This is a genomic window from Corallococcus sp. AS-1-12 (assembly GCF_020036995.1).
In the GTDB taxonomy this organism is placed as follows: domain Bacteria; phylum Myxococcota; class Myxococcia; order Myxococcales; family Myxococcaceae; genus Corallococcus.
Map to the genome: position 1 here is coordinate 142,216 of NZ_JAIQDD010000011.1, position 26,357 is coordinate 168,572.

Sequence of the window (26,357 nt, forward strand, 5' to 3'; positions counted from 1 at the left end):
AAACATCAAGGCCAGCGGCGGAAGATCAACGACGTGTTGATGCCGCCGAAGGCGAAGTTGTTGCTCATCACCAGGTCCGTCTGCAAAGCACGTCCCTCGCCCATGACATAGTCCAGGGGCGCGCACTTCGGATCCACGGAGTCCGCCGTCAGGTGCAGCGTGGGCGCGAACCAGCCCGAGCGCATCATCTGGACGGTCATCCACGCCTCCAGCGCGCCGCAGGCCCCCAGCGTGTGGCCCATGTAGCTCTTGAGGCTGGAGATGGCGACCTTCTCCCCGAAGACGGACCGCGTCGCCGCGCTCTCCGCCACGTCGCCCGTGTCCGTCGCCGTGCCGTGCGCGTTGACGTAGGGGATGGCGGACGCCGGCACGCCCGCGTCCTCCAGCGCCAGCCGCATGGCCTCCGCCATGGTGTCCGCGTTGGGCTGCGTCACGTGGCGGCCGTCGCTGTTGGTGCCGTACCCCACCAGCTCCGCGTGGATGGTGGCGCCGCGCGCCTTCGCGTGCTCCAGCTCCTCCAGCACCAGCGTGCACGCGCCCTCGCCCAGCACCAGCCCGTCGCGCTGGGCGTGGAAGGGGCGGGGGGACTGGTGCGGCGCTTCGTTGTGCTTCGTGCTGGTGGCGAAGAGGGTGTCGAACACCGCCGCGCCCGTGGCGTCCAGCTCCTCCGCGCCGCCCGCGAGCATCGCCACCTGACGGCCCAGCTTGATCGCCTCGTACGCGTAGCCGATGCCCTGGCTGCCGGAGGTGCACGCGCTGGACGTGGTGATGATGCGCCCGGTGACGCCGAAGAAGACGCCGATGTTCACCGCCGCCGTATGGGACATCATCCGCAGGTACGTCGTCGCGGTGATGCCCTCCGTCGTCTTGTGGGTGATCATCTTCCCGAAGTCGCCCATGTTCTCCGGCGTCCCCGCGGAGGAGCCATAGGCGATGCCCATCTTCCCGCTCTTCACCAGCGGGCTGCCCAGCAGGCCCGCGTCCTGGAGCGCCAGCTCGCTGGCCCGCGTGGCCATCAGCGCCACGCGGCCCATGGTGCGCGTCGTCTTGCGCGAGTACGTGGACGGGGGCAATTCGAAGGGCAGGGCGGGCGCGCCCAGCCGCGTGTTCAGGCCTTCGTACTGCTTCCAGGGCTCCATCACCTGGACGGCGTTCTGGCGCGCGCGCAGCGCCGCCTCGACCGTCTTCCAGTCATGGCCCAGGGGGCTCAGCGCACCGACTCCGGTGACGACAACGCGCTTCATCCGATCATCCCCCCGTTCACCGAAATCACCTGCCGCGTGATGTAGCCCGCTTCTTCCGACATGAGGAAGGCCACCGCGGCGGCGACCTCCTCGGGTCTGCCCATCCGGCGGGCGGGAATGATCTTCAGCGCCTCCTCCAGCACCTCCGGAGGCACCATCTCCGTGTCGATGAGGCCCGGCGCCACGCAGTTGACGGTGATGTCGCGCTTGGCCAGCTCCACCGCCAGCGCCTTCGTCGCGCCGATGATGCCCGCCTTGGCGGCGCTGTAGTTCACCTGGCCCCGGTTGCCCATGAGGCCGGACACGGAGGACAGCGTGACGATGCGGCCCGGCTTCCTGCGGCGCACCAGGGGCATCGTGAGCGGGTTGAGCACGTTGTAGAAGGCGTCCAGGTTGGTGTGGATGACGCCGTCCCACTCCTCCGCCGTCATCGCGGGGAAGGCGTTGTCGCGGGCGATGCCCGCGTTGCACACCACGCCGTAGTAGCAGCCGTGGGCCTCCACGTCCGCGAGCAGCGCGGCCTGCGTGCCCGCGCGGTCCGCCACGTCGAACTGGAGCACGCGCGACTCGCGGCCGGCCTCACGGACCTGGGCGGCCACCGCGTCCGCCTCCTCGCGCTTGTTGCGGCAGTGCACCACGACGTCGTAGCCGTCGCGGGCCAGGCACAGCGCGATGGCGCGGCCGATGCCCCGGCTGGAGCCCGTCACCAGCACCGTCTTGTCACCCATCTGTGTTGCCCCTTCCCAGGTCCTGCCCCGGTTGCGGCTCGTAGACCGTCAGCGCCGCCGTGGCCACCTGCTCCGTCCCGATGCGCAAGGTGCAGTCGAACTGGCCCAGCCCGTTGTCCGCGGAGAACTGGCGGTGGACCTCGACGCGCAGGGTCTCGCCAAGCTTGAAGACGGGGCGGCTGCACTCGTAGCGGCGCGTGCCCAACAGGAAGCCCACCCGGGGCGTGCCGCCGCGCTTGCGCGCATGCCACCCGGCCCACGCGGCCACGGCCTGCGCCATGTACTCGATGCCCACCCAGCCGCCCACGGCGCCGTCCGCGCAGAAGAGGCTGTCCTCGCGCACGGTGACCTCCGCGAGCAGCGAGTCCGCGTCGCCCTCCAGGACGCGGTCGAGCAGCCGCATGCGCCCCTGATGGGGCACCAGCTCCTCGACGGGTTGATCAATCACGATGCGCATCATGCGCGCTCCAGCACGAGGGCGGCGTTGCTGCCCCCGAAGGCGAACGAGTTGCTCAGCACGCTCTTCACCGGGCGCCCCAGCGCCTCGCCCGGCTTCACCAGCGACAGCGCCGGCAGCGCCGCGTCCACGGCCCCGTCCCAGAAGTGCCCGGGCAGGTGGCCCTCCGGGTTGTCCACCAGCGTGAGGTACGCGAAGGCCGCCTCCAGCGCGCCCGCGGCCCCCAGCGTGTGGCCGGTGAGCGGCTTGGTGGAGCTGGCCTTCACGCCGGGCCCCAGCAGCGCGTGCACGGCGCGGGACTCCATGGCGTCGTTCTGCGGCGTGGCGGTGCCGTGCAGGTTCACGTAGTCCACCTGCTCCGGCGACAGGCCCGCGCGCTCCAGGGCCTCCTGGATGGCGGCCATGGCGCCCTTGCCGCCGGGCTCCGGCGCGGAGATGTGGTGCGCGTCGGAGGACTCGCCCCAGCCGGACAGGCGCACCGGCCCCGGCTCGCGCGTCATCAGGAACAGCGCCGCCGCCTCACCAATGTTGATGCCGTGGCGGTGGGCGCTCATCGGGTTGCAGCGCTCCTCGCTCACGGAGTCCAGCGCGCGGAAGCCCGCCACGGTGAAGCGGCACAGCGAATCCACGCCGCCCGTCAGCACCGCGTCCACGCTGCCCGCGCGCAGCATCCGCGCCGCGCTGGCCAGGGCCTTGGCGCTGGAGGAGCACGCGGTGGAGATGACGTAGGCGGGGCCCCGGGTGCCCAGCACATGCGCGAGCGCCAGCGCCGGGGAGCCCAGCTCCTGCTGGTGCAGATGGAAGCGCGAGGGCAGCGCCCCCGTGGCCAGGAGGCCCGCCATGGCCGCCTCCCCCTCACCGATGCCGGACGTGCTGGTGCCCAGCACCACCGCCACGCGCGAGGCGCCGAAGCGGGCGATGGCGGCGTCCACCTGGGGGCGCACCTGCGCGAGCGCGGTGAGCAGGAGCGCGTTGTTGCGGCTGTGCTGCGAAGGGGGCAGGGCGTCCTGCCCCGCGAGCTCCGAGGTGACGACGCCCAGGTGCAGCGGCCGGTCCGCGTAGCCCTCGTGCGAGGCGACGCCGGACACCGTGTCCGCGAACAGCGCCCGGGCCACCTCCTGCTTCCCGGAGCCCAACGCGCAGACGACACCCAGGTGGTTGAGGAAGACAGGAGGAGGCATCGGGTGTCACTCGGACGCGTGCGATTCGATGGTGAGCTGGTAGTGCTCGGAGTGGTTGGTGAGCTGCGTGCGCCCTTCCCAGCGCGGTGTCCCATCGTAGCGCACCGTCACCCATTCCCTGCCGTCCTTCGACAGGGTCCGCCGCGTGGGGCCGTCCTCCAGCGTCCAGCCGGCGGGCAGGGCGGCGCGCACGGCGTCGGCCGGCCAGTAGACGAGCTGCACGTCCCGCAGCACCAGGGCGGAGTTGAACTGGGCGGGCAGGCGGGGGTCGCGCTCCTCGTCCAGGCGGCTGCCATCCCAGCGCAGGGTGAGGATGCGCTGACCCATGGCCAGCCCCGCCAACTGGAGCTGCTCCGGCTCCACCTCCAGCAGGGCCTCCAGGGAGCGGGGGCCTCCGGGGTCCTGCTCGTGCGCGAACACCAACTGCTGCGCCAGGCTCACGGACGCCCCGAGGGCGGCGGGGGCCAGGCGCAGCTCCGGCAACGGCTCGCCGGGGGCGGCGGGCCGGGGCCGGGGCGGGGTGGCGCATGCGGACAGCCCCGCGACGAGCAGGGCGGTGACTACGCCGCGCACAGGGCCTCGAGGACGCCCAGCCGCCGCTTGCTGTCCGCGACGTAGGGGTTGTTCTTGTCCCACGCGTAGCCCGCCAGGATGGCGGAGATCATCTTGCGCACGTCGTCCGACGGGTTCGGGTGGAAGATGATGTTCTGGAATCCGCCCTCGTACCAGGACTCCACGAAGGTGCGGAAGGTGTCCACGCCCGCCTTGAGCGGCTTCGCGTAGTCCTTCTCCCAGTCCACCTGCTCCCCGGCGAACTCCCGGGCGATGCAGGCCGACGCGAGGCTCGCGGACTTGAAGGCGATGGTGACGCCCGAGGAGAACACGGGGTCCAGGAACTCGCCCGCGTTGCCCAGCAGCGCGAAGCCCGGGCCCCACAGCGACTTCACGTTGGCCGCGTAGCCGGTGAGCTTGCGCGCGGGCGTGTCCCAGACGGCGTCCTTCAGGAGGTCCTGAAGCGCCGGCGCCTCCTTCACGATGGCCTGGAGCCGCTCCGTGTCCGTGCCGGTGTACTGGTCCAGGAACTCCTTCTTCGCGACCACGCCCAGCGAGCAGCGGCCGTCCGAGAAAGGGATGGTCCAGTACCAGACGTGCACGTGCTCCGGGTGCGTCGTGACGCGGATCTTGTTCCGGTCGAAGGTGCCGAGCGGGATGTTGTCCACCACGTGCGTGAAGATGGCGCCGCGCACGGGGAAGTTGGACGGGGTCTCCAGGTTCAACATGCGCGGCAGCACGCGGCCGAAGCCGCTCGCGTCCAGGAGGAAGCGCGCCTTCACCTGGTACGTCTCGCCTTCGGGGGAGCGCGCCGTCACCACCGGCTGCCCGCTGGAGAAGTCCACGGACAGCACCTCGTGGCGGAAGCGCACGGTGGCGCCCTTCTTCTCCGCGGCCCGGGCCAGGATCTGGTCGAAGCGGGCGCGCTGCACCTGGTAGGTGGTGCCCCAGCCGGGGCTGAACTTGTCGCGGAAGTCGAAGTCCGTGTACCGCCCGCCCCGCTCGAAGGCGGCGCCGTTCTTGAACTGGAAGCCCGCCTCCACCACGTCCTGGAGGAAGCCGGCCTCCTGGATGTACTCCATGCTCTGCGGCAGCAGGCTCTCGCCAATGGAGAAGCGCGGGAACTGCTCGCGCTCCAGCACGAGGACGTCACGGCCCTGCTTGCGAAGGAGGCCCGCCGCGACGGAGCCCGCGGGGCCCGCGCCGATGATGAGGATGTCCGCTGATTCAGTTTTCAATGTGTGGCTTTCCCGGGTGGAAGTCGGAAACAAGGGGTGAGGATCCAGATGGTGACCTCGCCCACCAGCATGGCGAGGCCGAAGGAGCGCAGCGCGGGCGTGGCGGAGAGGCCCAGGAGCCCGAAGGAGAGCAGCGTGCTCACGCCGGCCAGCGCCACCGCGAGCCACGCGGAGCCGTCACCGGGGTGCTCCAGCAGGAAGATGCCGTAGTCCACGCCCATGCCCAGCAGCAGCACCAGCCCCAGCACGGTGAAGAGCTGCAGCGGCGCGCCCACCCACCCGAAGAGGGCGAGCGTCAGCAGCGTGCCCAGCACGGAGGGAATCCACGCGCGCCACGCCTGGCGGCCGAAGCGCGCCACCAGCGTGAGCAGCACCGCGACGTAGCCCGCGGCGATGAGCCCGCCCATGATGCGGCGGTAGCGGCCGAGCAGGCCTGAGATCTCCGCGGTCTTGTCCACCCAGCGGACGCCCTCCAGGCCCCGGGCCACCTCCTCCAGGCGGGGCAGCACCTGGGGGTCGTTGAGGCCGCGCAGCATGAGGACGCTGTATTGCGCCTGGCCCAGCGTCCCCAGCCACTGCTGCCGGATGGCCGCCGCGGCGGGGCCGGAGAGGAAGCGCTGGAGCGTGAGCGGCTCCGGGGAGAACGCGGCGCGCGTGGGGGCCTCCCCCGTGGACTCGCTGACGGCGGCGACCGCCAGGGCCTCCGCGCGGGCGCTCAGGGCCGCGTCCTCGCGCTGCTGCGACTCGGAGGGGAGCCAGTCGGACACGGCGCGGTAGCCCGCGAACACCTTCCGCGCCACCAGCGCGTCCAGCTTCGTCTTCAGCGCGGCCTCGCGCGCGAGCACCTGGTCGTCGCTGTCGCCCTGCACCAGGAAGAACTGCGCCGGGCTGGGCAGCCCCAGCAGGCGCCCCAGCTCGCGCTGATCCGCGATGAGGTTCGCGGGCGCGCCCTGCAACTGGCGCAGGTCGTCCCGGGGCTCCAGCTTCCAGAGGCCCACGGCCACCAGCACCGTGAGGACCGCGCCGGTCCCCCACCACGCCGGGGTGGACGCGATGCGCGGCCAGCGGGTGATGGACGCGGAGAAGCGCTCGGAGAACGAGGTGACGGGCAGGGCGCCCGTGTCCAGCGAGGGGAACCAGCACACCACGGTGAGGAACGCGGCGGTGAGGCCGGCGGCGGAGAACACCGCCATCTGCCGCAGGCCCGGGAAGGGCGCGACGCCCAGCGCCAGGTACGCCACCACGCTGGTGACGAGCGCGAGCACCATGCCGGGCAACAGCGCGCGCATCACGGGGCCGCGCTCCGACGGGGCCTTGCCCTGGCGCGCGGCGAAGTAGTGGAAGCCGTAGTCCTCCGCCACGCCCACCAGGCTGGAGCCGAAGACGAGCGTGAGCAGGTGCACCCGGTCGAAGACGAGCGCGGTGACCGTCAGCGCCACCGCGCAGCCCAGCGTGAGCGACACGCCCACGAGCAGGATGGGCCGCAGCGAGCGGAAGGTGAGCCACACCAGCAGGAGCACCGCCGCCAGCGACCCGAAGCCGATGGTGGACATCTCCCAGCTCGCCTGCGCGGCGGCGGCCTCCGCGTACAGCGGCACGCCCGCGGCCACCAGCCGTCCGCCGGGCACCGCCGCCTCCACCCGGGCGCGCGCCCGCTCCACCGTGGCGGTGACGCGCGAGCCGTCCCCCAGCGCGAAGGCGGACACCTTGCTCTTCCACATGAGGAGCACCCACTCGCGCCCCTCGCCAGACAGCCACATCCGTCCGTCGCGGGGCCGGGCGGACGTCTCCGCCGCGCGGGCCTGCCACCAGTCCTGCCACAGGCCCAGCGGATCCGCGTTCCAGTCCGTCAGCCGCGCGCCCGCGGGCTGGTACAGCTTCATCAACGCCGTGCCGCCCAGCTCCTCCGGCGTCGCGCGTGACAGCCACTGGCGCTGCGCGGGCGTGAGCAGCCGGTCGCGGTAGGGACGGTAGAAGTCCACCGCCTGCTCCAGCGCGGAGGTGTCCACCACCGCCGGCTCCATCAGGTCCGAGGCCTCCGTCAGCACGCGCGTGGCCTCGTCCGCGGCCTTCTGCGCGGAGGGCCAGTCGTTGGCGCCCACCAGCAGCACCACCTGCCGGCCGGCGTCGTCGGCGAGCTTGCGCGTGGCGGCGTCCACCTCCGGCGCCTGCTCGTCCTCCGGCAGCAGCGCGAGCACGTCCGTGTCCAGGCTCGCGGAGCGCCAGAACCGGACCTGGTGCACGCCCACGGCGAGCACCACCAGCGCCCACAGGATGGCCAGCTTATTTGCCAAGGCGTTCCGCTTCCGTGGCGTCGGGGGGAGGCGTCCGCGCGAGCTGCTCGAACGTGATGACGCTGCTGTCGCCGCGCGTCTCGTCCAACCGCACCTGGCGCACGTACCCGTCACCCTCCAGGTGGATGTGCTTGAAGACGCGCGCGAGCCCCGCGTCCGTGGGCGTCAGCTCCAGCTTCCAGCCCTGGTCGCCCACCAGCTCGCCCTCCACCTTGAAGCGCTTCTGGAGCGCCGCGACGTCGCCCGACAGGAGCGCGAAGAGCAGCTCGTTCACCGCCGCCAGCGCGGGCTCCTTCGTGGAGTCAAGGTGGTACGCCGCGCCGCCCGTGGCCTGCTGCGCGCTCAGCGACTTGCGCGTGAGCGTCAGCGTGGAGGCGAACGGCGTGCGCGTGTTCCACAGCACGCCCTGGTCGCGCGCGAGGAGGAAGTCCCCCCTGGACACCAGCGGCTTCTTGAAGCCCGCCACGGACTTCTTCTGCTCGAACTGGCCGCGCACCAGCGGCGCGTCCACCAGGCGCGCGCGCACGTCCTTCACCAGGTCCGCGGCGTGGGCGCTCAACGACACGAGCGCGAAGGTCAACACGAGGAAGGGCTTCATCCCGGCCACACTCCCAGCTTCTTCCAGAGGACTTCCGGGCAGACGTATTCCATCTCGCCCGTCTTCAAGGACACCGCGACCTGGATGGTGTGGGCCTGGTTCACCTTGCGGCCGGTGTCCGCGTCGCGCAGCAGGTAGTCGAAGCGCAGCCGGTTCTCCCACTCGGTGATTTCAGCGCGCACGATGATGCGCTGCTTGTAGTGGATGGGGGAGACGTACTTGAGCTTCATCTCCACCACGGGCCAGCCGTAGCCGGACTCGCGCATCTGCGGCCAGTCGTAGTCGTGCTTGCGCAGGATGACGGCGCGCGCCAGCTCCAGGTACTTCACGTAGTGGCCGTGCCAGACGATCTCCATCATGTCGAGGTCGTGGAACGCCGGGTCGATCTCCAGCTCGCAGCTCAGGTCAGGCTTCATGCAGCCTCCACTCCCGGCGGCGGATGGCGGTGATGAGGCCCTGCAGCTCGCCGTCCAGCGCCCGGTCCTCCACCAGCAGGGGGATGCGCGCCTCCAGGTCCGCGTGCATGGCGGCCAGCGCGGGGCCGGGCTTCGCGTCCGCGTCCAGCCGCTGGCGCAGGGTGACGCCCTGGCGCGCGGCGATGAGCATGGCCGCGGCCACCTGCTCCGTCAGCTCCAGCACGCGCAGGCAGTCTCGCGCGGCGATGGTGCCCATGCTCACCTTGTCCTGGTTGTGGCACTCGGTGGAGCGGGAGAAGACGGACGCGGGCATGGTCTGCTTCAGCGCCTCCGCGGTCCACGCGGAGACGCTGATCTGCGCCGCCTTGAGGCCGTGGTTGATGGCCGCGCGGGCGCCGGTGGACGCGGAGAGGTTCGCGGGCAGCCCGTGGTTGAAGCGCGGGTCCACCAGCAGCGCGAGCTGCCGGTCCAGCAGGTCCGCCACGTTGGCCACCGCGTTCTTCAGCCCGTCCATGGCGAAGGCGATGTGGCCGCCGTAGAAGTGGCCGCCGTGCAGCACCCGCTCGCCGTCCGGGTCGATGAGCGGGTTGTCGTTGGCGCTGTTCAGCTCGTTCTCGATGAGCGTGCGGAAGTACGGCAGCGCGTCCTCCAGCACGCCGATGACGTGCGGCGCGCACCGGAGCGAGTACCGGTCCTGGAGCCGCTGCTCGTTGCGCGGCGGCCGGTCCGTCACCAGGTCCGCGCGCAGCCGGGCCGCCACGCGCTGCTGGCCCGCGTGGGGCTTCGCCGCGAAGAGCGTCTCGTCGTAGTGGTGCGCGTTGCCGGCGCTCGCCAGCACGTTGAACGCCGTGAGCCGCGTGGCGAGCCGCGACAGGTACTCCGCGCGCTCCCACGCCAGGCACGCGAGGGCCGTCATCACGGCGGTGCCGTTCATGATGGCCAGGCCTTCCTTCGGCCGCAGCTTGAGGGGAGAGATGCCCAGCTCCTTGAGCACCTGCGCCGCGGGCTTGCGCTCGCCCCGGTGCAACACGTCGCGCTCGCCGCACAGCACCGCCGCCACGTAGGACAGGGGCGTCAGGTCACCGGACGCGCCCACGGAGCCCTCCGCCGGAATCAGCGGCAGCACGTCGTGCCGGAGCAGCAGCTCCAACTGGGTGAGCAGCGGCACGCCCACGCCGGAGAAGCCCTGCGACAGCGAGGCCAGCCGCGTGGCCAGCACCGCGCGCGTCTCCTCCGGGGTGAGGAACCGGCCCGCGCCGATGCCGTGGTACGTGTACAGGTGGTGCGGCAGCTCCGCGACGAGCGCGGGCGGGATGGACACCGTGACGGAGTCGCCGTAGCCGGTGGTGACGCCGTAGATGACGCCGTCCTCCGCCAGCAGCCGGTCCAGGAACGCGGCGCCCCTGGCGATGCGCTGGCGGAAGGCGGGGGCCGTGCCCAGCTCCGCGGGGCGCTCGCGGCGCGACAGGGCGCCCACGTCCTCGAGCGTCAGCCGCCCGCCGTCGAAGCGGACCGGGGTGTCAGAAGGTTGGGGGCTTCGCGGAGACATGCACCTGATCCCAGAAGGGAAAGAAGTTGAACCAGTCGTAGGGGGCGCGCTTCAGCAGCGCCGTCACCCGGCCTGCGTAGTGCTGGGCGCAGTCGGTGAGCGCGGCCTCGCGCTTGCCCCGGGGCAGCACGACGCGCTCGAAGAGGCGCTCGAAGTGGATGGTGTAGCCGTCGCCTTCATGGATGCAGCCCAGCAGGTAGAGCGGGCACTTGAGCAGCGCCGCCAGCACGTAGGGGCCCACCGGAAATGGCGCCGGGTGGCCGAGGAAGTCGACGCGCACGGTCTGCGCGGAATTCACCGGGATGCGGTCGCCCGCGATGACCACGAACTCGCCGGCCTCCACGCGCTCGTTCAGCGCGACGGCGGTGGCCGGGCCCATGTCCGTCACCTCCATCAGCCGGAAGTCGTTCTCCGGGTTGAGCCGCTTGAGCAGGCGGTTGAACTGCTCCGCGTGCAGCGTGTGCACCAGGATGTTGAGCTTCACCTCGCCCCGGCGCTCCGCCATGGAGCGGCACAGCTCCAGGCAGCCCATGTGCGCGGTGACGATGACGCCGCCCCGGCCGGACTTCGCCGCCTGGTAGAACTCCTCGCGCCCCTCCGTGCGGACGCGGTCGAAGCGGTAGCGCCCGCTCACCGCGAGCAGCTTGTCCAGCAGGGTCTCCGCGAACATCAGCACGTGCCGCACGCTGTCGCGCCAGCGGGGCGCGTGCCCCAGGGCCCCGGTGGCGGCCTGCATCCGCTCCAGGTACTGGCCTGACGCCTGACGCAGCGCCGGGCGCCGGAGCCAGTTCACCAGCACCACCGGGTAGAGGCAGAGGCGGAAGGGCCAGCGGCCCAGCAGGCGGTGGATCCAATAGAGGATCCAGATGCCGGCGACGAAGGTGGTCTCTCCCATCTCCGCCCAATGGCGGGACTTCATCTGGCCACCTTCCGCCAGAGGAGCACGGGCAGCCGCCCCAGCATCCCGAAGAAGAGCCGGGCGTGCATGCCGGAGATGCGCACGTTGTCCCAGAGCACGTCGAAGTGGGAGATGCCGTCGGTGGGGTAGCGCACCTGGGTGGGCTGGTTGAGGATGCGCATGCCGCGCCAGAACAGGCGCACCAGCACCTCCACGTCGAAGTCCATCCGCTTGCCAATCCTCACCGAGTCGATGAGCGCCACGGTGGGCTGGAGCGGATACACGCGGAAGCCGCACATGGAGTCGCGGATGGCGAACGACAGCGTGTTGATCCACACCCAGATGTGGGTGGCGTAGCGGCCGTACAGCCGGCCCTTGGGCACGGACTCGTCATAGACGGGCGTGCCGCACACGAGCATGTCCGGCTGCGCCTTCGCCAGCGCCAGGAAGCGCGGGATGTCGTTGGCGTTGTGCTGGCCGTCCGCGTCGATTTGGAGCGCGTGGCTGTAGCCCCGGGAGAGGGCCGCGCGCAGGCCCGCCATCATCGCGCCGCCCTTGCCCTCGTTCTGGGGCAGGCGGACCACCTCCACGTGCTCGCTGTCCTCGCGCGCCAGGCCGTCCAGCACCGCCGCGCAGCCGGGCTCGCTGCCGTCGTCCACCAGCACGCAGGGCAGCCCGTGGCTTCGCACGGCCTTCACCACCGCGCCCACGGCCTCGCCGTGGTTGTAGACCGGAATCACCGCGCAGACCTTCATCCTGCCCCTCCCCCCAACACGATGCGTCCGCTGGCGTGCGAGCCCGCGGCCGACGTCAACTTGAACCCCAGCCGCCCGGACTCCTTCGCCCAGGTGAGCTCCAGCGACAGCAGCGTGCCGGGCGCGATGACCTGCTGGAACTTCAGCGTCTCAATCCGGAGGAAGTCCGGCGGCAGCGCGAAGTGCTCGCGCCCCAGCAGCAGCGACCACTCCACCTGCACCACGCCGGGCAGGATGGGCGAGCCCGGGAAGTGCCCGTCGAAGTAGGGCGAGTTCGCGGGGACCTCCACCGCCAGCAGCACGCGCTCGTCGGAGCGCTCCAGCACGCGGAAGGGAGGGCGCTTCGGGTCGAAGAGGGCGGCGAGCGCCGCCTCGGTGGATTTGCCCTGGGAGTTGACCGGCATGGCCTCCAGATACCGGAACCGGCGCGGCAAGGCACTGGACTCGAAATGCGGGGCCAGCTTCTCGCGCAGCGCCTGGCTCAGGGACCGCCTGCCCCCCGGCTCCTGGAGCCGCCAGCCTTCCGCGTCCGGCACCCCCACCACCGCGAGGATGACCCGGTGGCCCTCCGTGAGGGGCAGCACCCGGGCCTCGCGCAGCAGGCCGCCGGCCACCAGCGCGCGCTCCATGGCGGAGAGCGACACGCGCTTCTCCTCCAGCTTGAGCAGCCGGTCGCGGCGCCCCAGCAATTCGAAGCCGCCGGGCACGGGCCGCGCGCGGTCCTCCGTGGTGAACCACTCGCCCGGGGGCAGGTCCAGGTGGGGGGATTGGACGCGGAGGGCGTCGTCCTCCGCGCGCACCGCCACGCCCGGCATCGTGCGCCAGGACGCGCTGTCGTCCGTGTCGCGCTGTCGCCACGCGACGCCGCCCGTCTCCGAGCTGCCATACACCTCCACCGGCGCGCGGCCCAACAGGTCGCGGCAGGCCTGGAGCGCCTCGGGGGTGAGCGGCCCGCCGGAGGAGAACAGCCCGCGCAGGTTCCCGCGCACGGCCGCCCAGTCCAGCGTCGCCGGCAGTCGCTTGAGGTGCGCGGGGCTCGCCACCAGGAGGCCCGGGCCGGTCCGGAGCGCGGCCAGGATGTCCTCCGGGTAGGGCAGGACGTGCGCGTCGAACGGACGGCCGGACGTCAGCGGCCACAGCACCCGGAACAGCAGGCCGTAGATGTGCTGGTGCGACACGGTGGCCAGCACCGGCGCGTCTCCCACGTCCGCGTCGAACAGCCGGCCCAGCGTGGCCACCTCGCTGGAGAGCTGTGACAGGCGCTTGGGGATGGCGGTGGGCTCTCCGCTGGAGCCCGACGTGTAGACGACCAGCGCGGCGAGCCGGGGCGACAGCGGCTGGAACGCGGCGGTGCTCCCGTCCTCGTTCCCCGCGGGCGCGAGCGGCCCCTGTCCCTGGGGGGCCCGGCCCGCGAAGCCGTCCACGTGGGCCTTCAGCGCGTCCAGCGTGGCGGGGCGCGCGTCCGCGGGCAGGTAGACGCAGACGCCCGCGTGCCAGGCGCCCAGGAGCGCGGCGGCGAACTCGAAGGTGTCCTCAATGAAGAGGGCGTAGCGCTGGCCGCCGTGCGCCGCGAAGGCCGTGCGCCAGCCGGCGACCCGGGCGCGGAGCGCACCGAAGTCCCGCACGCCGTCCTCGCTCCGGGCCACGGGGTGCCCGGCGGGACGGCCGTGGACGAGGAGGGTTTCGAGCGCGAGCGGCTCAACCATGGGCGTGCCGTGCGCGCACCCGCTGCCGCACCACCCATTCGCCCGCGAACAAGAGGCCCATGAGGCCGTAGGCGATGAGTCCGTTGTAGAGCGCCCACGTCGCGTCGCTCGCGAAGAGGGCCGTGGTGAGCGCGAGCGCGCCGTTGAAGACGAAGAAGCCGCACCACACCTGCGTCACCCGGCGCGTGTAGGCCACGCCCGAGGGCGGCAGGTCCTTCTCCCGGAGCCGCGCCAGGCGCTCGATGACGCTGGGCGGCCAGGCCAGGCTGGTGGCGAAGACCGCGAGGAGCACCCCGTTCACCAGCACCGGATAGAGCTTCAGGGGCAGGGCGTTGTTGCCCAGCATGCTGGCGCCCGCGAGCACCAGCGCGCCCAGGGCGGCCGCGAGCCACATCTTCTCCCGCGTCGCCACCGCGCGCACCACCGCCATGGCCGCCAGGGGCAACGCCATCCAGCGGGGCTCGAAGTGCCCCAGGCCCAGATAGACGAGCGGCGGGTAGGCGAGGCTCAAGAGCCCCAACAGCACCGGGCGCAGACGCTTCACGCCGCGGCGGAGTCGCTGCCGAGCAGACCGTACAGCGCGTCCACCACGTCCTGGATGGTGCGCACGGAGCGGAAGACCTCCGGCGGGACGCGCTGGCCCGTCACCGGCTTCAAGCGCACCAGCAGGTCGATGGCGTCAATGCTGTCGATGTCGAGGTCGTCGTGCAGCCGCGCCTCCGGGATGATGCGGGACGGCTCGATGTCGAAGGTTTCCTGGAGGATGGCGCTCAGGCGCTCGAACAGCTCGTGCTTGGTCATGGGGTGACTCCTCGCTTTGTTCTTGAAGGGGCTGCTTAGGAACGGGTGCGGTGGGTGCTGACGAAATCCGCGAGCGCCCGGACGCTGGCGAAGTGACGGCGGTTCTCCTTGGAGTCGCTCGCCAGCACGACGCCATAGGACTTCTGCAACGCGAGGCCGAGCTCCAGGGCGTCAATGGAGTCCAGCCCCAGCCCTTCGACGAACAGCGGCGCCGCCGGATCGATGTCCTCCGGCTTGACGTCCTCGAGGTTCAGCGTCTCGATGACCAGACGCTTTATTTCCTGCTCAAGCTCCAACATGTCCCTGGCTCCCCCTGGAGAAATGGTCGTGCAAACGGGTGGTGAGCTGGCGCGCGGCCTTCGCCGCCTCGCCCGCTTCCGCGTCCTGGGCGGACACGGGGATGTCGTCCTCCACGCGGATGACGTAGTGCATGGGCTTTGACGGCACCTTCCACCAGGGCATGCCCTTGGTGAGGCCTCGCGGCTCGCAGCGGATGATGACCGGCGTGATGTCGCAGGGGCCGCGCACCGCGATGTTGGCGGCGCCGCGCTGCAACTGCATGTTCCCGTCGAGCGGCGTGCGCGAGCCCTCCGGGAAGATGATGAGGTTGTTGCCGGCCTTCACGGACGCGATGCAGTCCTGGATGAGCCCGGGCCCGGAGTCGTTGCACAGGTAGCGCGTCGCCCGGATGGGGCCGCGCGTGAACGGGTTGTTGGCCAGGCTCGCCTTGACCACGCAGTCCGCGTTGGGCACCAGGGAGATGAGGAACACCACGTCGATGAGCGACGGGTGGTTGGCCAGGATGAGCAGCCCGGAGCGCGCCAGCTTCTCCACGCCCTGCAGCTCGTAGCGCAGCACGCCCAGGGCGCGCATGTAGCCGATGAAGAAGCGGAACGTGTAGTGCACCGCGAGCCGCGCCAGCCGCTGCTGCCGCGCCGGATCGCGCACGAAGAGCGCCAGCAGCGGGAAGTAGAGGAGCCGCAGCGCCAGCCCCCCCAGGCCGAACGTGGCGAAGGACAGCCCGGTGGCGAAGATGCGCCACGGCCGGTCGAGCTTCTCAAGCATGGCGCGCCCACCGCCAGCACCGGCCGCCCGTCGCGTGCTCCCACCGCGAGGCGCCGGAGACCAGGAAGCGCAGGGCGCGCAGGTCCGCCGGGAGGTCCGCCGCGTCCACCGGCGCGGCGGGGGCGCTGGCCGCGCAGTCCAGGTGGATGGCGTCCGCGCCCGTGCTGGCTGAAAGGAGACAGGCCCATGCGTGAGGAAACGCCACGTCCCGGCAGAAGTGTTCCCACGGCGTGGGCACGGGCTCCTCGTAGATGACGACCATCACCCGGGGGACGCCGTCCGACAGCAGGCCACACGCCTCCGTGAAGGCGGCCTCCACCGTCTCCTCCCCCGCGGCGATGGCGGCGTAGGCGGACGTGTCCCCCCGCGCGATGGAGTAGAGCGCGCCGATGGCGTTGTGCACCGACAGGCTGAAGGACGTGGGCGACAGCGGCTCCGAGCGCGCCAACTGCGTGAGCAGCTCCACCGAGCGGCCCAGGTCCCCATAACGCGATGCGAAGACGACGGGCGCGTCCGGCGCGTCCACGTGCGCGTCATAGGCCGCCTGCAACGCGATGCGGCCCAGCCGATCCACCCGGCGGCGCATCATCGCGGGCATCGCCGCGAGCGCTGGCGTGCCTTCCGCAGGGAGCGGATGCGGGGTCGCGAGCCACGTTTCCCAGGAAGCAGGATTGACGAGTCCGGGGGCCCAGGCGGCCCAGCGCTGTACGGAGAATCCCACCATCGTGACGGAGAGGCCCCAATCGCCCCCAAAGACAACCTTTACCAAACCATTCACAGGGTGACAATTGGGCGGCCGACCCGAGCAGGCCGGACGCCGGGAGCCCGCCCTGCCGCCTGCCCTGTGTCTGTCGCAACCCCACGTTCTTGTTGATGAAAGACGCAACGCTGCCTCGGCCTTCAGGTTCTTCCGGGTTTGTCCAGGGAGAAGACGCGCCGGTGTGTCGCGCGGCGCGTGACGCGCTCCGCGAGTCATTCGGATCGAGCGGTGGAAACGGGTTGTGACGGTGGCTTGCGTGACGTGGCGGAGGGCGCGCGTATTCACGCCGCGCGCGCCGCTGCCTGTGTGTTTCAGGACTCGGAGGGGAAGAGGGCGCGCAGCTCGCGGAGCGTGCGGGGCCGGGCGCCGCGGGGGCCGGTGACCCAGATGCGCTCGGGCTCCAGCGCAAGCTCGCGCCAGGACACGGCGCCCCCGTCCGGCAGCAGCACCTCGCCGTCCAGGCGCACCACCGAGTGGCGCCGGGACACGGCCTCCAGTCCGAACAGCAGCCGCTCCACGTCCGACCAGCGCGCGGGGGCGAACAGCAGATCCACGTCCGACAGCGACCGGACGAAGGACACGCCCGAGCGGTGCTGCCACGCCAGCGAACCGAACACGCCCACCGTCAAATCCAGCGCGGTGCCCAGGGCGATGACGTCATCCAGGGCGGGGCCCCAGGCGGCGGGGGCCGTGGCGCGCACCTCCTGCGCGGTGGGCGGCGGCAGGTGGCGCTCCACTGCGGACAGGGCCACGTGCAGCGACAGGTGGCGGCGGTCGGGCAGGGTGAGCCCCAGCCGCAGGTCGTCCTCCTGGTCCGGCAGGTCCTGGCGGGCGACGGCGAAGGGGCGGCCCTGATCCCGCCACGCCGTCACCTGCGCGTGGACGTCCGGGAGCAGGGGAGAGCGCAGGGCCTCCGCCCAGCCGGCGTCCAGGTACACCCAGTCATGCCGCACCGGACGTTCACCGCCCATCAGCGACCGTCTCCTGCCGCCAGGGGGGAGCCGGGCCCGCTTCCGCGACGCGGGACGGGGCTGCCCCCGGGACATGCGGAAGCGGAAGCGGTGGAACTCACTGCTCGATTCATTACCCGGATTCAAGCCGCCGGTGGGAGCGATCCTGCACCGGTCGGCGACGGTTGCTCCCGGTCGCGCGAATCTCCCCGGAAATCCGGGTGGGAGCCGAGCGCACGCATCAGGGATTCCCCTGAGGCGAGGGAGGGCTAGCGGGGCTTCTGGAGGAGGGGGCTCACGGCGCTCACGTGCTGGTGGCGCATGTCGATGAGGATGTCGTAGTTGCGCGGCTCCGGGGCGACGGGGCCGGCGGCGAAGCGGTAGAGGCCGCTCATGTCGTGCTCGCCAGGGAAGCGCTCCTTCACCAGGGCCTTGAGCATCTCCTTGGCCACCCACTCCGCGTCCACGGAGACGGAGCCGAACTCGTCCAGGTAGTGGAAGGGCGCGGTGGAGTCCGCCTGCTTCGCGGTGAGGACGAAGACGCGCGGCTTCCGGTCCGGGACGACGAGGCTCGCGCCCTGCTCCATCACCGCCAGCTCCCGGCCCTGGGGCAGGGCGAACAGCTCCAGGGACTGCTGGTGCGCGAGCAGGGCGCTGAAGGCCACGAACGCGGTGAGCAGGGCCGTGGCCACGCGCGGGCCGTGCCGGGGCCAGAGGGTGCCCAGGTTCGCCAGCGACGCGGCGAAGAACACGGCCCACACGCCCGTGAGCGCGTTGAGCGTGCGGTAGGTGGGCCACCGCTCCCCGGCGAGGAAGCCCACCGAGTACGCCGCGCCCGACAGCGTCACCAGCGCCAGCAGCCAGCGCCCCACGCCCGTAAGCCCCGAGCGGCGCCCCTCCACCGCGATGCCCACGCCCAAGAGCGTCAGCGTCAGCACCACCATGGCCCGGTAGCCGTCCATGTCGCCCACCGGCGCCTCGTTGAGCGCGGACAGCGCGAGCGCGTTGGGGAACACGTGCGTGAGCGCCCAGACGGTCTTGTCCACCCAGTGCTTCTCGAAGCTGAGCCGGGGCGAGGGCGGGAAGATGCCCGCCTTGAACAGCACCTGCGTGACGGCGTACGCGAGCGCCAGGCCCGCGCCCATCACCAGCAGGTGCTTGAGCATCCAGCGCGCGGTGGCCTTCAGCGACACGTCGTGGTGCGCCACCAGCGACGCCGCCAGCAGCACCGCGGAGAACAGGCCGCTCACCTGATAGATGAGCGTCGCGGTGGCCATGGTGCCCACCGCGGCCAGCGCGTACGGCCACCGGAGGGGGGCCTCCGCGCCCGGCGGACCGATGGCGCGGCGGGCGAACGCGAACGCGCCCAGGCCCAGCATCAGCGCCAGGGCCTGCGGCCAGCAGATGCTCCAGTTGGCGATGACCTGCGCGGACGGCGTCACCGTGAGGAACCCCGCCAGCAGCGCCGCGGAGCCCGGCCGCCAGCCCTCCTTGCGCAGAAGCAGGAACACCGCCGCCGCCAGCACGCCCAGCCCGGCCACGCCCATCAGCCGCAGCCCCATCAGCCCGTCGATGCCGCCGGCCGCCTTCGCGGACGCCTCCAGCATCCAGCCGTAGAGCGGGCGGCCCTGCGACGCGCAGACGCGCAGAATCTTGCCCGGCTCCTCGCGCGCCTCGCGCAGGATGGCGTAGTCGTCACGCAGGCCGTACCGGTGGATGACCGCGCTCCAGTAGATCAGCCAGGGAAGCAGGAGCAGCAGGGCCACGGTGCCGGGAGTCCCCAGCGCGCGCGGCGAAAGACGCTTCATCAACGAGAAGGCCATCGAAGTTGACGCAACGTAGCAGAAGCCTCCCACGGGCTCCCGGAGGAACCGGGACACGGCAGGGTTCCAGTCACGGTGAGAAGGGCGGGGCTCCAACCACCTGCGCGTCCTCACCGAACTCGGGGCCTTGGGGCGCTCTCACGACGGTGAGCACGGGCCGCGCTTGCGCAAGGGACGGGGTGAAGAGGGAGGGCTGGTCGGGGTCCGCGAACACGGTGGCGAAGTCCTCCGGGGCCAGGCCCCGCGCGAGCCGGGCCGCGAACGAGTCCTTGAGCAGGCGCACGTAGTACTCGACGTCGTAGTCGCGCGCGTCGTCGCCCGTGGGCTCTCCTGGCCCCGGGCGCGGGGCGGGATCGCCGTCCTCGGTGAGCGCTTCGGGGAGCAGGCCCGCGCGGCCGCCGGTGGCGCGGTAGATGCGCACGCGCTCTCCCAGGGACCAGTGCTCGCGGCCGTTCGTGAGCAGCGCTTCGTACGGCAGCTCCCTGCGCTGCTTGCGCGTGGCCAGGTACTGCGACGGGGACTTGGTCAGCCGCACCTGCGCGGAGACCTCGAAGGTGGGCACCTGGCGCCGCCGCAGCGCCATCACCGCGTCCACGTAGGTGTCGCGCACGGCGCGCACGTCGCCGGCCAGCAGGTGCTGGAGGGCGCGGCGCAGGAAGTCCTCGCCGTAGGGCTCCGCGCGGCTGGAGCGGAAGGCCACGCCGCGCAGCAGCAGCGGGCCCGCGTAGGGCTGGAGCGCGTAGTTCTTCGGTTCGTGGGACAGCATGGCGGCGTAGCGCCCGTCGAACTCCAGCTTCACGCGCGGCGGCAGCAGGCCCGCGACCTCCGCCACCACGCGGCGCTCGTCCGCCTCCGTCCAGGACTCCGGCACCGCGAAGTAGACGCCGTCCGTGTCGGCCTCCAGCAGCGTCACGCCCCGGTGCGCCAGCTCGCGGCACATCAGGCCCAGCAGCTCGCGCCCGCGCCGCGTCACCTCGTTGGCGGCGTGCACGTCCGAGAAGCGGGTGAGGCCCACCGCGCCCAGGTAGCCGTAGGCGGAGTTGATCAGGATCTTCATCGCCGCCGAAATCGCTTCGTGCGTGTGGCGCTCCCGCGAGCCGGGCGGGGCCTTCTTCGCCTGGGCCTTCGCGTCCAGGCGCTGCTCCACCAGCCGGTCCACCAGCGCGAGCAGCGCGTTCAGCCGGTCGCGCTTCGGCCCGATGCGGTACTGGCGCATCAGCGACGGGTAGAGGCTGGCCACGTCCGCCTTCACGATGTGGCGCGCGACGCCGGTGGCGAACAGGTGCAGCGCCGCGCCGCTGTGGGAGGTGCCGTCGCCGGACTCGTGCGCCGGCAGCGCCGCGCCCGAGCGCACGTAGGCCCGCACCAGCAGCGGATCCAACACGCCCGTCGCGGGGCCCGCGTCCGCCAGCCGCTCGTAGCGCCGGGGGGCCATGCGCGCGAGCGCGAACGCCGCGCCGCCCAGCAGGTGCGCCAGCCCCGCCGCCTCCGTCACGTCCTCGCGCGCGTAGCGGCGCACGCGCTCCGGGTCCTTCAGGAAGACCTCGTGGATGCGCGCGCCGGGGATGAGCTCGCGGTCGGGCCCGGACAGGCCCAGGTGCCGCGCCACCGCCTTGAGGCCGTGGCCGGGCAGGTCGCGGGCGGCGAAGTCGTGGCGGCGCACGGCGTCCAGCGTGTCGATGAACTCGCGGCCGGGGACGGTGTAGCGCGCGCGGCGCATGGCGTCCGCGTCACGGCCCCCGGGGCCCCGGTTCAGCGCGGCGCCTCTCGCGGAGGGGCGGTGGCGCAGGCCCGGCAGCCCCGCGCGGCCCAGCGCCAGCGGCACGTTGAGCCGCTTCGCGCGCTGGTCCAGGAAGGGCAGGTCGAAGCCGTGCAGGTTGTGGTTCTCCACCACGTCGGGGTCCGCCTCGCGCAGGCGCGCGACCAGCCGGCGCAGGAGGTCCGCCTCGCCCGCGTCGCCGTCCTCCGTCACCTCCAGCGTCTCCGCGCGGCCGTCCGGGTCCCTCAGCGCCACGAGGAAGATGCGGTCCCGGGTGGGGTCCAGGCCGGTGGTCTCCAGGTCGAACTGGAGCCTCCGCAGGTCGTCGAACACCAGGTCGCGGAAGTACGTGCGGCCGGTGGCCACCAGGTACTGCTCCTCCGGCGGCAGCACCAGCGCCGCGGCCGGGCCCAGGTCGCGCAGGTGGCCCACGCGCCGGTCCAGCCGCTTCGACGCGCCCTTGAGCACCGCGGACGCCAGCGCGCGGCCGTCCTCCGCGCTGACGAGGAAGCGCAACGCGCCGGGCCCCTCCAGCTCCCGGTACGTCACGGCTCCTGGCACGGGCGGCGCCGGCGGCGGGCCCTCCGGACGGAGCGCGTCCCCCAGGTGCTCCAGGTCCTGGAGCGACGCGAGCAGCACCCAGGGGCGGTACCTCGCGTCCTCGCGCAGCCGCGCGTGCGTGCCCGGCTGCCGCTTCCAGACGAAGGCGCGCCCGTCCGGCTCCGCCCAGACGGACACGATGCCCGGCGTGGGGTCCCATCCCCACAACCACTCGTCCTCCAGCGGATGGGGCGGCGGGACCATGGGCGGGGACTCAGGGGGCGGAAGGCGCGGCGCGCGGGCGCTGCTCCGGGCGCTCATAGGCGCGCGGGGGCCCGCTTCGCAAGGGTGGGCGGACAGGAGCGGCGTGGCGCTGTCGGGAGGGCTTCGCATCGCGGGTGCCTTGGCGGCAGCTTGAGGCCCCCGGCTGACAGCGGTATGTCAGGATTCACCGCCATGCAGCGCACCGAGCGACTCTTCGCCCTCGCCGAGTACCTGAGGGGCCGCCGCACCGGCGTCACCGCGGAGGTGCTGGCGGAGCGCTTCAGCGTGACGGTGCGGACCATCTACCGGGACCTGGACGCGCTGCGCGCCGCGGCGCTGCCGGTGGGCGCGGAGCGGGGCCGGGGCGGTGGCTACGCGCTGGACCGGGGCTACAGCCTGCCGCCGGTGAACTTCACCGCGCGCGAGGCGGCGCTGGTGGTGGCGCTGGGGCGGTTCGCCATCGACATGCGGCTGCTGCCCTTCACGGGGACGCTGGAGTCGGCGCTGGACAAGGTGCGCTCGGCGCTGTCCACGTCCGCGCAGCGGGAGCTGCTGGCCCGGCTGCGCGAGTTGACGTTCCTGGGCGTGCCGTCGCTGCCCACGCGCAAGCCCGTGCGCGAGGCCCTGGAGCGCGCGTGGTTCGAGCGGCAGCCGCTGCGCATCACCTACGTGGACGGCAACTTCCTGGAGACGGTGCGCGAGGTGCGCATCGAGTCCGTGGTGATGGACCGGCACGAGACGCGGCTGGACGCGGTGGACCTCGCGTCCGGGGAGCGGCGCCACTTCCGGTTGGACCGCATCACCCGGGCGGAGGTGGTGGGCGCTTGAAGCGCCCCGGACGGCGCCGCGCTCCTCTGGCGCGGCGCCCTTCCTCCGGGGACCTCAGCCGCGCGAGGGGTAGACGCCTTCCGTCGCGATGATGAAGTTCACGCAGGTGTACGGGTTCTGGACGGGCACGGGCTGGCTGCCGCCGGCGATGCCCACGGCCTGGGCGCCCATGACCGTGCTGGGCGTCGTCGAGTAGGGCGTGGGGGTGCTGCCCGGGGGATAGGCCGCGAGGTACGCGCCCTCCGGGCTCTCCGAGTTGCCCTCCTGCATGCTGGCCATCAGCGGGTGGGTGTGCGCGGGCATCTGCGTCGAGATGAGCGTCACCGACGGCTGGCCGGACGCCTCACCCAGCGTGTGTGGCGCGAGCCCGGGGCCCTGGCCGGGCGCCATGGGGAAGCGGCCGCGCAGGTCCGGCAGCGCGAACGTCGTCCTGCCATCGCCACCGTAGGTGGTGCCCAGGATGCTGAAGAGCGCCTGGTTCTGCGCGATGGAGAGCAAGGCGCCGTTGCAGAAGAGCCAGCCCTTCGGCGCGAAGTCGCCTCCAAACATGATGATCTGCCCAATGTACGGCTCGGACATGGTGCCCCCGGGTGTGACGGATTGTGTGAGCCAGCGAACAGACCATGGGCGGCCACGCGATGAAAGAGCGCGGCGCGTCATCAGGGAAACCAACCCAGCGTGTGCGAAGGTTCACAGTTCGTGAGAGCATGGATTCCTACGCCGCACGTCACCGCGGCGGCTGTCCTTGGGGAGGACCTGTTCCATGTCACTTCGAGCTTTCGTGCCCCTGCATGGGGTGTTCTCGCGGTTCCGCGTGCTGTCGCTCTGCGCGACCTTGATGGTGACCGCCTGCACGGAGGGGACGGCGGGTGATGGCCCGGCGGGACCGGAGGGGCCTCCGGGGCCCGCGGGCGCGACGGGTCCCCAGGGGCCGGCCGGCCCACGAGGTGAGAAGGGCGCCACGGGTGAACCCGGCCTGATGGGTCCCGAGGGGCCGCCGGGCCTGTCAGGTGCCCAGGGCGACCCCGGTCCCCAGGGGCCGCAGGGCATGCAGGGGCCGGCGGGAGCGATGGGGCCGCAGGGGCCCATGGGCCTGACGGGGCCCATGGGGCCTCAGGGCGCGGTGGGGCCCACGGGGCCAACGGGCGCGAAGGGTGACACGGGCGCGAAGGGCGACACGGGCCCGGCAGGCCCGAAGGGTGACACGGGCGACATCGGTCCCGCGGGCCCGAAGGGTGACACGGGCGCGACGGGCGCGACGGGCGCGGTCGGCCCCGCTGGAGCGACCGGCCCCACGGGGCCCCAGGGCCCGAAGGGTGACACGGGCGCGACAGGAGCCACGGGCGCGGTCGGCCCTGCTGGCGCGACCGGCCCTGCCGGCGCGAAGGGTGACACGGGCGCGGCGGGCCCCACGGGCGCGACCGGCCCGATGGGCCCCACTGGCGCGACGGGCCCTGCTGGCGCGACTGGCCCTGCTGGCCCGAAGGGCGACACGGGCGTGGCAGGCCCGACGGGCGCGACGGGGCCTGCCGGTGCGATCGGCCCCGCGGGCCCGAAGGGCGACAAGGGCGACACGGGCGTGGCAGGCCCGACGGGCGCGACTGGCGCGATTGGGCCTGCTGGTGCGACCGGCCCCGCGGGCCCGCAGGGGCCCATGGGCGTAGCGGGACCCGCTGGCGCGACAGGACCCACGGGTGCGACCGGGCCCATGGGCCCGGCGGGGCCCACGGGCGCCGCGGGGGCTCAGGGACCGCAGGGACCGGCGGGCACGCAGGGGCTTTACGGCGATGGCTCCGCAGGGGCGTTCAACGTGGGCGTGGGCCAGACGGTGGACCTCTCCACTCCGGCGGGCGTGGCTTCGCTGCCCTCGGGCTTCAACCTCCAGTTCAGCAGCATCAACATCGCCGGAACGCTGACCCTCCCCAGCGGCAGTGTGCTGCGCTCCACCGGCGACATCACGGTGAGCGGCACGGTGAACGTCAATCCCGGCGCGGAGGACGTGGGCAACGGTGAGGCGCCCACGGGTATCGCCCGGACGGCGGCGACCAACTACAACGGTGGTGCTGGGCTGTCGTCATTCCAGAGCGCCCAGGTGCGCCGGGTGCAGTTCGCGTCGGGCGGAGCTGGCGCGCGCATCTTCGCGGGACCGAGCGCCGACGGAGGCGCGGGTGGAGGCTCGTTGTTGCTGGCCGCGCGGGGCAACATCCGCATCGTCACGGGGGCGAACATCTACGCACGCGGGGAGAACGGCGTGAATACGGGGACTGGCACCCAATCCGTCGTGGGTACGGGCGGAGGCGGAGGCGGCATCGTGCTGGTCGCGGCGAAGGGAAGCATTACGCTGGGCGGCACCATCCACGTTCAGGGCGGCAATGGCGCGAACGGTTACGACGGCAATGGCGGCACGGGTGAAGGCGGTGGCGGTGGCGGTGGCGGTGGCATCGTCCACTTCATCTCCTCCTCGACCGCAAGTGTGACGGGCTCCGTCGTGACGGCGGGAGGCTCGGCGGGCTCCAACGCCGGAGGGGGCAGCAGCAGCATTCCGGGTGGCGGTGGCGGTGGCAGCGGCGGCAGTGGCGGCAACGCGGGCGGTACCGTTCCGGGCACGACGACGATCGATAGCCCCTCCGCGGGCATGGGAGGCTACTTCATCCAGACCGTCGCCCCGGAACCCGAGACGCTGCTGGGGCTGTAGGCGCAAGGCCTCACGGGGCCGGCGGGCTCACCCGCCGCCGGTTCCCGCATCGCCCTCCGGAGCCCGCCACTGGAGCTCCCGGTACGGCGACGCCGGGTCGCTTCCCGGCACGGGCGTGAAGCCGTGCCGGGTGTAGAGCCGCAGCGCCGGATTGTCGCGCGTGACGTGCAGCCGCACGGGCACGCGCGCCCGCGCCGCCTCCGCTTGAAGCGCTTCCAGCAGGTGCGTGCCCAGGCCCTGTCCCCGCCGCGCGGGCAGCAGGGTCACGTCCACAAGCAGCAGCTCCGTGGCGGTGCGCACGAGCCACTGGCGGCCCACGGGCACTCCCTCCACTTCGACGATGGCGTGGCCCTCCGGGGCGTAGGTCGCCGCGTAATGGCGGGCCTGGGCCTGGTGCTGCATGCGCAGGAACAGCTCTGCTTGCGCGGGCGGCCAGCCCCAGGCGCCCAGCTCCTGTTCGCGCGTGCTCGCGTAGAGCGTGAAGAGGAACGGTTCGTCCGCGGGCGTGACCGTGCGCAGGCGGGGCGCGAAGGGTGGGGGTGTCGTCACGGCGGGGAATCCTCCCACGCCGCGCGAGCCCGGGGCGAATGGGGGGCGCCGGGACCGGTCCGCCTGTCCGAGGCGACCCGCGCGAACCTGTCCGACAGTCGGACACCCGCCGTCCCGGGCAACCGGACCCCGCACGCTCCAGCCGTGAGGTGCTGGCGGCGTCAGGACTTCTTCGCGCGCTTCCGGGTCGCGGGCTTCCGCGCCGTCGCGCGGCGGGCGGCCACGGCGGTCCGCGTCTTCTTGGCGCCGGAGCGTTTGGCGGCGGGCTTCGCGCGCTCCTGCGTCGCGTGGTAGCGCTCCAGGAGCTTCGTGCCCTTGGTGGCGAGCCGCTTCGCCCCAGCGTTGTCCTTCGGCACGGGCTCACCCCAGGCGCGGGCGGACAGGGCGAGGCGCGTGGGCTTGCCCTGGTCATCCACCATGGGCCCGCGCGGGTGCGCGAAGTGGCGGCGCAGGAAGCTGCCCTTCCTGCGCAGCTTCTCCGGCGTGTCCGCCTTGCCCTTCACGCCGGGCTTGAGGTTTGCGCCTTCCTTCTCGTGGAACCACTCGCGGCCCGCCGCCGTGAGGCCCCCCTTCGGATCCTTCAGGCGCCGCGTCCGCGTGACGCTCTTGCGAGTGGGGGAACGGGTCGGCATCGGGCGTGCTCCTCTTTGAACGGCGGTGGAGGCTTCCGCAGGAGAGGTAGGTCGTCCCGGCCGGGTTGGCACGAC

The 26,357-nt window shown here is 72.4% G+C and carries 26 protein-coding genes; 2 read left to right on the forward strand and 24 right to left on the reverse strand.

Annotated elements, in window-relative coordinates:
* Nucleotides 1–5 precede the first annotated feature (5 nt).
* The 21 genes from K8556_RS19865 to K8556_RS19965 form a co-directional block, all read right to left on the reverse strand.
* Entirely contained in the window at nucleotides 6–1,244 is a 1,239-nt protein-coding gene (locus K8556_RS19865; RefSeq protein ID WP_223741644.1) for a beta-ketoacyl-ACP synthase, read from the reverse strand.
* Nucleotides 1,241–1,972, reverse strand: coding sequence for a 3-oxoacyl-ACP reductase FabG (fabG, locus tag K8556_RS19870; protein WP_223741645.1), 732 nt, complete (start codon nucleotides 1,970–1,972; stop codon nucleotides 1,241–1,243). Before fabG ends, K8556_RS19865 begins: the two co-directional genes overlap by 4 nt.
* On the reverse strand, nucleotides 1,965–2,432 hold the full coding sequence (locus K8556_RS19875; protein ID WP_223741646.1) for a hotdog family protein: 468 nt from the start codon (nucleotides 2,430–2,432) through the stop codon (nucleotides 1,965–1,967). Before K8556_RS19875 ends, fabG begins: the two co-directional genes overlap by 8 nt.
* Nucleotides 2,429–3,610, reverse strand: a complete 1,182-nt coding sequence (locus tag K8556_RS19880; RefSeq protein WP_223741647.1) for a beta-ketoacyl-ACP synthase — start codon at nucleotides 3,608–3,610, stop codon at nucleotides 2,429–2,431. The genes K8556_RS19875 and K8556_RS19880 overlap by 4 nt, the downstream gene beginning before the upstream one ends.
* A gap of 6 nt (nucleotides 3,611–3,616) precedes the next feature.
* Nucleotides 3,617–4,183, reverse strand: coding sequence for a DUF3261 domain-containing protein (locus K8556_RS19885; RefSeq protein ID WP_223741648.1), 567 nt, complete (start codon nucleotides 4,181–4,183; stop codon nucleotides 3,617–3,619).
* Nucleotides 4,171–5,400: an NAD(P)/FAD-dependent oxidoreductase gene (locus K8556_RS19890; RefSeq protein ID WP_223741649.1), complete on the reverse strand. Its 1,230-nt coding sequence runs from the start codon at nucleotides 5,398–5,400 to the stop codon at nucleotides 4,171–4,173. The genes K8556_RS19885 and K8556_RS19890 overlap by 13 nt, the downstream gene beginning before the upstream one ends.
* Nucleotides 5,397–7,694 (reverse strand): MMPL family transporter, encoded by a 2,298-nt coding sequence (locus tag K8556_RS19895; protein WP_223741650.1) that lies wholly within the window; start codon nucleotides 7,692–7,694, stop codon nucleotides 5,397–5,399. The genes K8556_RS19890 and K8556_RS19895 overlap by 4 nt, the downstream gene beginning before the upstream one ends.
* Nucleotides 7,684–8,292 carry an outer membrane lipoprotein carrier protein LolA gene (locus K8556_RS19900; protein ID WP_223741651.1) on the reverse strand — a complete coding sequence of 203 codons (609 nt, stop codon included), beginning with the start codon at nucleotides 8,290–8,292 and terminating at the stop codon, nucleotides 7,684–7,686. The genes K8556_RS19895 and K8556_RS19900 overlap by 11 nt, the downstream gene beginning before the upstream one ends.
* Nucleotides 8,289–8,708: a thioesterase family protein gene (locus tag K8556_RS19905; protein ID WP_014398647.1), complete on the reverse strand. Its 420-nt coding sequence runs from the start codon at nucleotides 8,706–8,708 to the stop codon at nucleotides 8,289–8,291. The genes K8556_RS19900 and K8556_RS19905 overlap by 4 nt, the downstream gene beginning before the upstream one ends.
* Nucleotides 8,698–10,257, reverse strand: a complete 1,560-nt coding sequence (gene hutH, locus K8556_RS19910) for a histidine ammonia-lyase (RefSeq protein WP_223741652.1) — start codon at nucleotides 10,255–10,257, stop codon at nucleotides 8,698–8,700. The genes K8556_RS19905 and hutH overlap by 11 nt, the downstream gene beginning before the upstream one ends.
* On the reverse strand, nucleotides 10,229–11,176 hold the full coding sequence (locus K8556_RS19915) for an acyltransferase (RefSeq protein WP_223741653.1): 948 nt from the start codon (nucleotides 11,174–11,176) through the stop codon (nucleotides 10,229–10,231). Before K8556_RS19915 ends, hutH begins: the two co-directional genes overlap by 29 nt.
* On the reverse strand, nucleotides 11,173–11,910 hold the full coding sequence (locus K8556_RS19920; RefSeq protein WP_223741654.1) for a glycosyltransferase family 2 protein: 738 nt from the start codon (nucleotides 11,908–11,910) through the stop codon (nucleotides 11,173–11,175). The genes K8556_RS19915 and K8556_RS19920 overlap by 4 nt, the downstream gene beginning before the upstream one ends.
* Nucleotides 11,907–13,616, reverse strand: coding sequence for an AMP-binding protein (locus K8556_RS19925; RefSeq protein ID WP_223741655.1), 1,710 nt, complete (start codon nucleotides 13,614–13,616; stop codon nucleotides 11,907–11,909). The genes K8556_RS19920 and K8556_RS19925 overlap by 4 nt, the downstream gene beginning before the upstream one ends.
* Nucleotides 13,609–14,160 (reverse strand): hypothetical protein, encoded by a 552-nt coding sequence (locus K8556_RS19930; RefSeq protein ID WP_223741656.1) that lies wholly within the window; start codon nucleotides 14,158–14,160, stop codon nucleotides 13,609–13,611. Before K8556_RS19930 ends, K8556_RS19925 begins: the two co-directional genes overlap by 8 nt.
* Nucleotides 14,157–14,417: an acyl carrier protein gene (locus K8556_RS19935; protein WP_223741657.1), complete on the reverse strand. Its 261-nt coding sequence runs from the start codon at nucleotides 14,415–14,417 to the stop codon at nucleotides 14,157–14,159. Before K8556_RS19935 ends, K8556_RS19930 begins: the two co-directional genes overlap by 4 nt.
* 35 nt (nucleotides 14,418–14,452) lie before the next feature.
* Nucleotides 14,453–14,716: a phosphopantetheine-binding protein gene (locus tag K8556_RS19940; protein WP_207048466.1), complete on the reverse strand. Its 264-nt coding sequence runs from the start codon at nucleotides 14,714–14,716 to the stop codon at nucleotides 14,453–14,455.
* Nucleotides 14,703–15,482 carry a 1-acyl-sn-glycerol-3-phosphate acyltransferase gene (locus K8556_RS19945; RefSeq protein WP_223741658.1) on the reverse strand — a complete coding sequence of 260 codons (780 nt, stop codon included), beginning with the start codon at nucleotides 15,480–15,482 and terminating at the stop codon, nucleotides 14,703–14,705. The genes K8556_RS19940 and K8556_RS19945 overlap by 14 nt, the downstream gene beginning before the upstream one ends.
* Nucleotides 15,475–16,206: a beta-ketoacyl synthase chain length factor gene (locus tag K8556_RS19950; protein ID WP_223741659.1), complete on the reverse strand. Its 732-nt coding sequence runs from the start codon at nucleotides 16,204–16,206 to the stop codon at nucleotides 15,475–15,477. The genes K8556_RS19945 and K8556_RS19950 overlap by 8 nt, the downstream gene beginning before the upstream one ends.
* Nucleotides 16,207–16,553: 347 nt before the next feature.
* A complete protein-coding gene (gene mdcG, locus K8556_RS19955) occupies nucleotides 16,554–17,213 on the reverse strand; it encodes a malonate decarboxylase holo-[acyl-carrier-protein] synthase (RefSeq protein WP_223741660.1) in 660 nt (219 codons plus the stop codon).
* 248 nt (nucleotides 17,214–17,461) lie between these two features.
* Nucleotides 17,462–19,072 (reverse strand): hypothetical protein, encoded by a 1,611-nt coding sequence (locus K8556_RS19960; RefSeq protein WP_223741661.1) that lies wholly within the window; start codon nucleotides 19,070–19,072, stop codon nucleotides 17,462–17,464.
* A 13-nt stretch (nucleotides 19,073–19,085) separates the two neighbouring features.
* Complete coding sequence (locus K8556_RS19965) at nucleotides 19,086–21,578, reverse strand: ribonuclease H-like domain-containing protein (protein WP_223741662.1); 2,493 nt, start codon at nucleotides 21,576–21,578, stop codon at nucleotides 19,086–19,088.
* Between the two features lie 192 nt (nucleotides 21,579–21,770).
* On the opposite strand from K8556_RS19965, the gene K8556_RS19970 reads away from it, so the two are divergent.
* Nucleotides 21,771–22,406, forward strand: coding sequence for a YafY family protein (locus tag K8556_RS19970; RefSeq protein ID WP_120563765.1), 636 nt, complete (start codon nucleotides 21,771–21,773; stop codon nucleotides 22,404–22,406).
* Between the two features lie 54 nt (nucleotides 22,407–22,460).
* Here the strand turns inward: K8556_RS19970 and K8556_RS19975 are convergent, their stop codons facing one another.
* Entirely contained in the window at nucleotides 22,461–22,985 is a 525-nt protein-coding gene (locus tag K8556_RS19975; RefSeq protein ID WP_223741663.1) for a phage tail protein, read from the reverse strand.
* Nucleotides 22,986–23,169: 184 nt separating this feature from the next.
* Between K8556_RS19975 and K8556_RS39510 the strand changes: the two genes are divergently transcribed.
* Nucleotides 23,170–25,101 (forward strand): collagen-like protein, encoded by a 1,932-nt coding sequence (locus K8556_RS39510; protein WP_304503981.1) that lies wholly within the window; start codon nucleotides 23,170–23,172, stop codon nucleotides 25,099–25,101.
* 27 nt (nucleotides 25,102–25,128) lie between these two features.
* On the opposite strand, the gene K8556_RS19990 is transcribed toward K8556_RS39510, so the two are convergent.
* Complete coding sequence (locus K8556_RS19990; protein ID WP_223741664.1) at nucleotides 25,129–25,650, reverse strand: GNAT family N-acetyltransferase; 522 nt, start codon at nucleotides 25,648–25,650, stop codon at nucleotides 25,129–25,131.
* A gap of 161 nt (nucleotides 25,651–25,811) precedes the next feature.
* Nucleotides 25,812–26,282 carry a DUF6321 domain-containing protein gene (locus K8556_RS19995; RefSeq protein ID WP_223741665.1) on the reverse strand — a complete coding sequence of 157 codons (471 nt, stop codon included), beginning with the start codon at nucleotides 26,280–26,282 and terminating at the stop codon, nucleotides 25,812–25,814.
* Nucleotides 26,283–26,357: the final 75 nt, after the last annotated feature.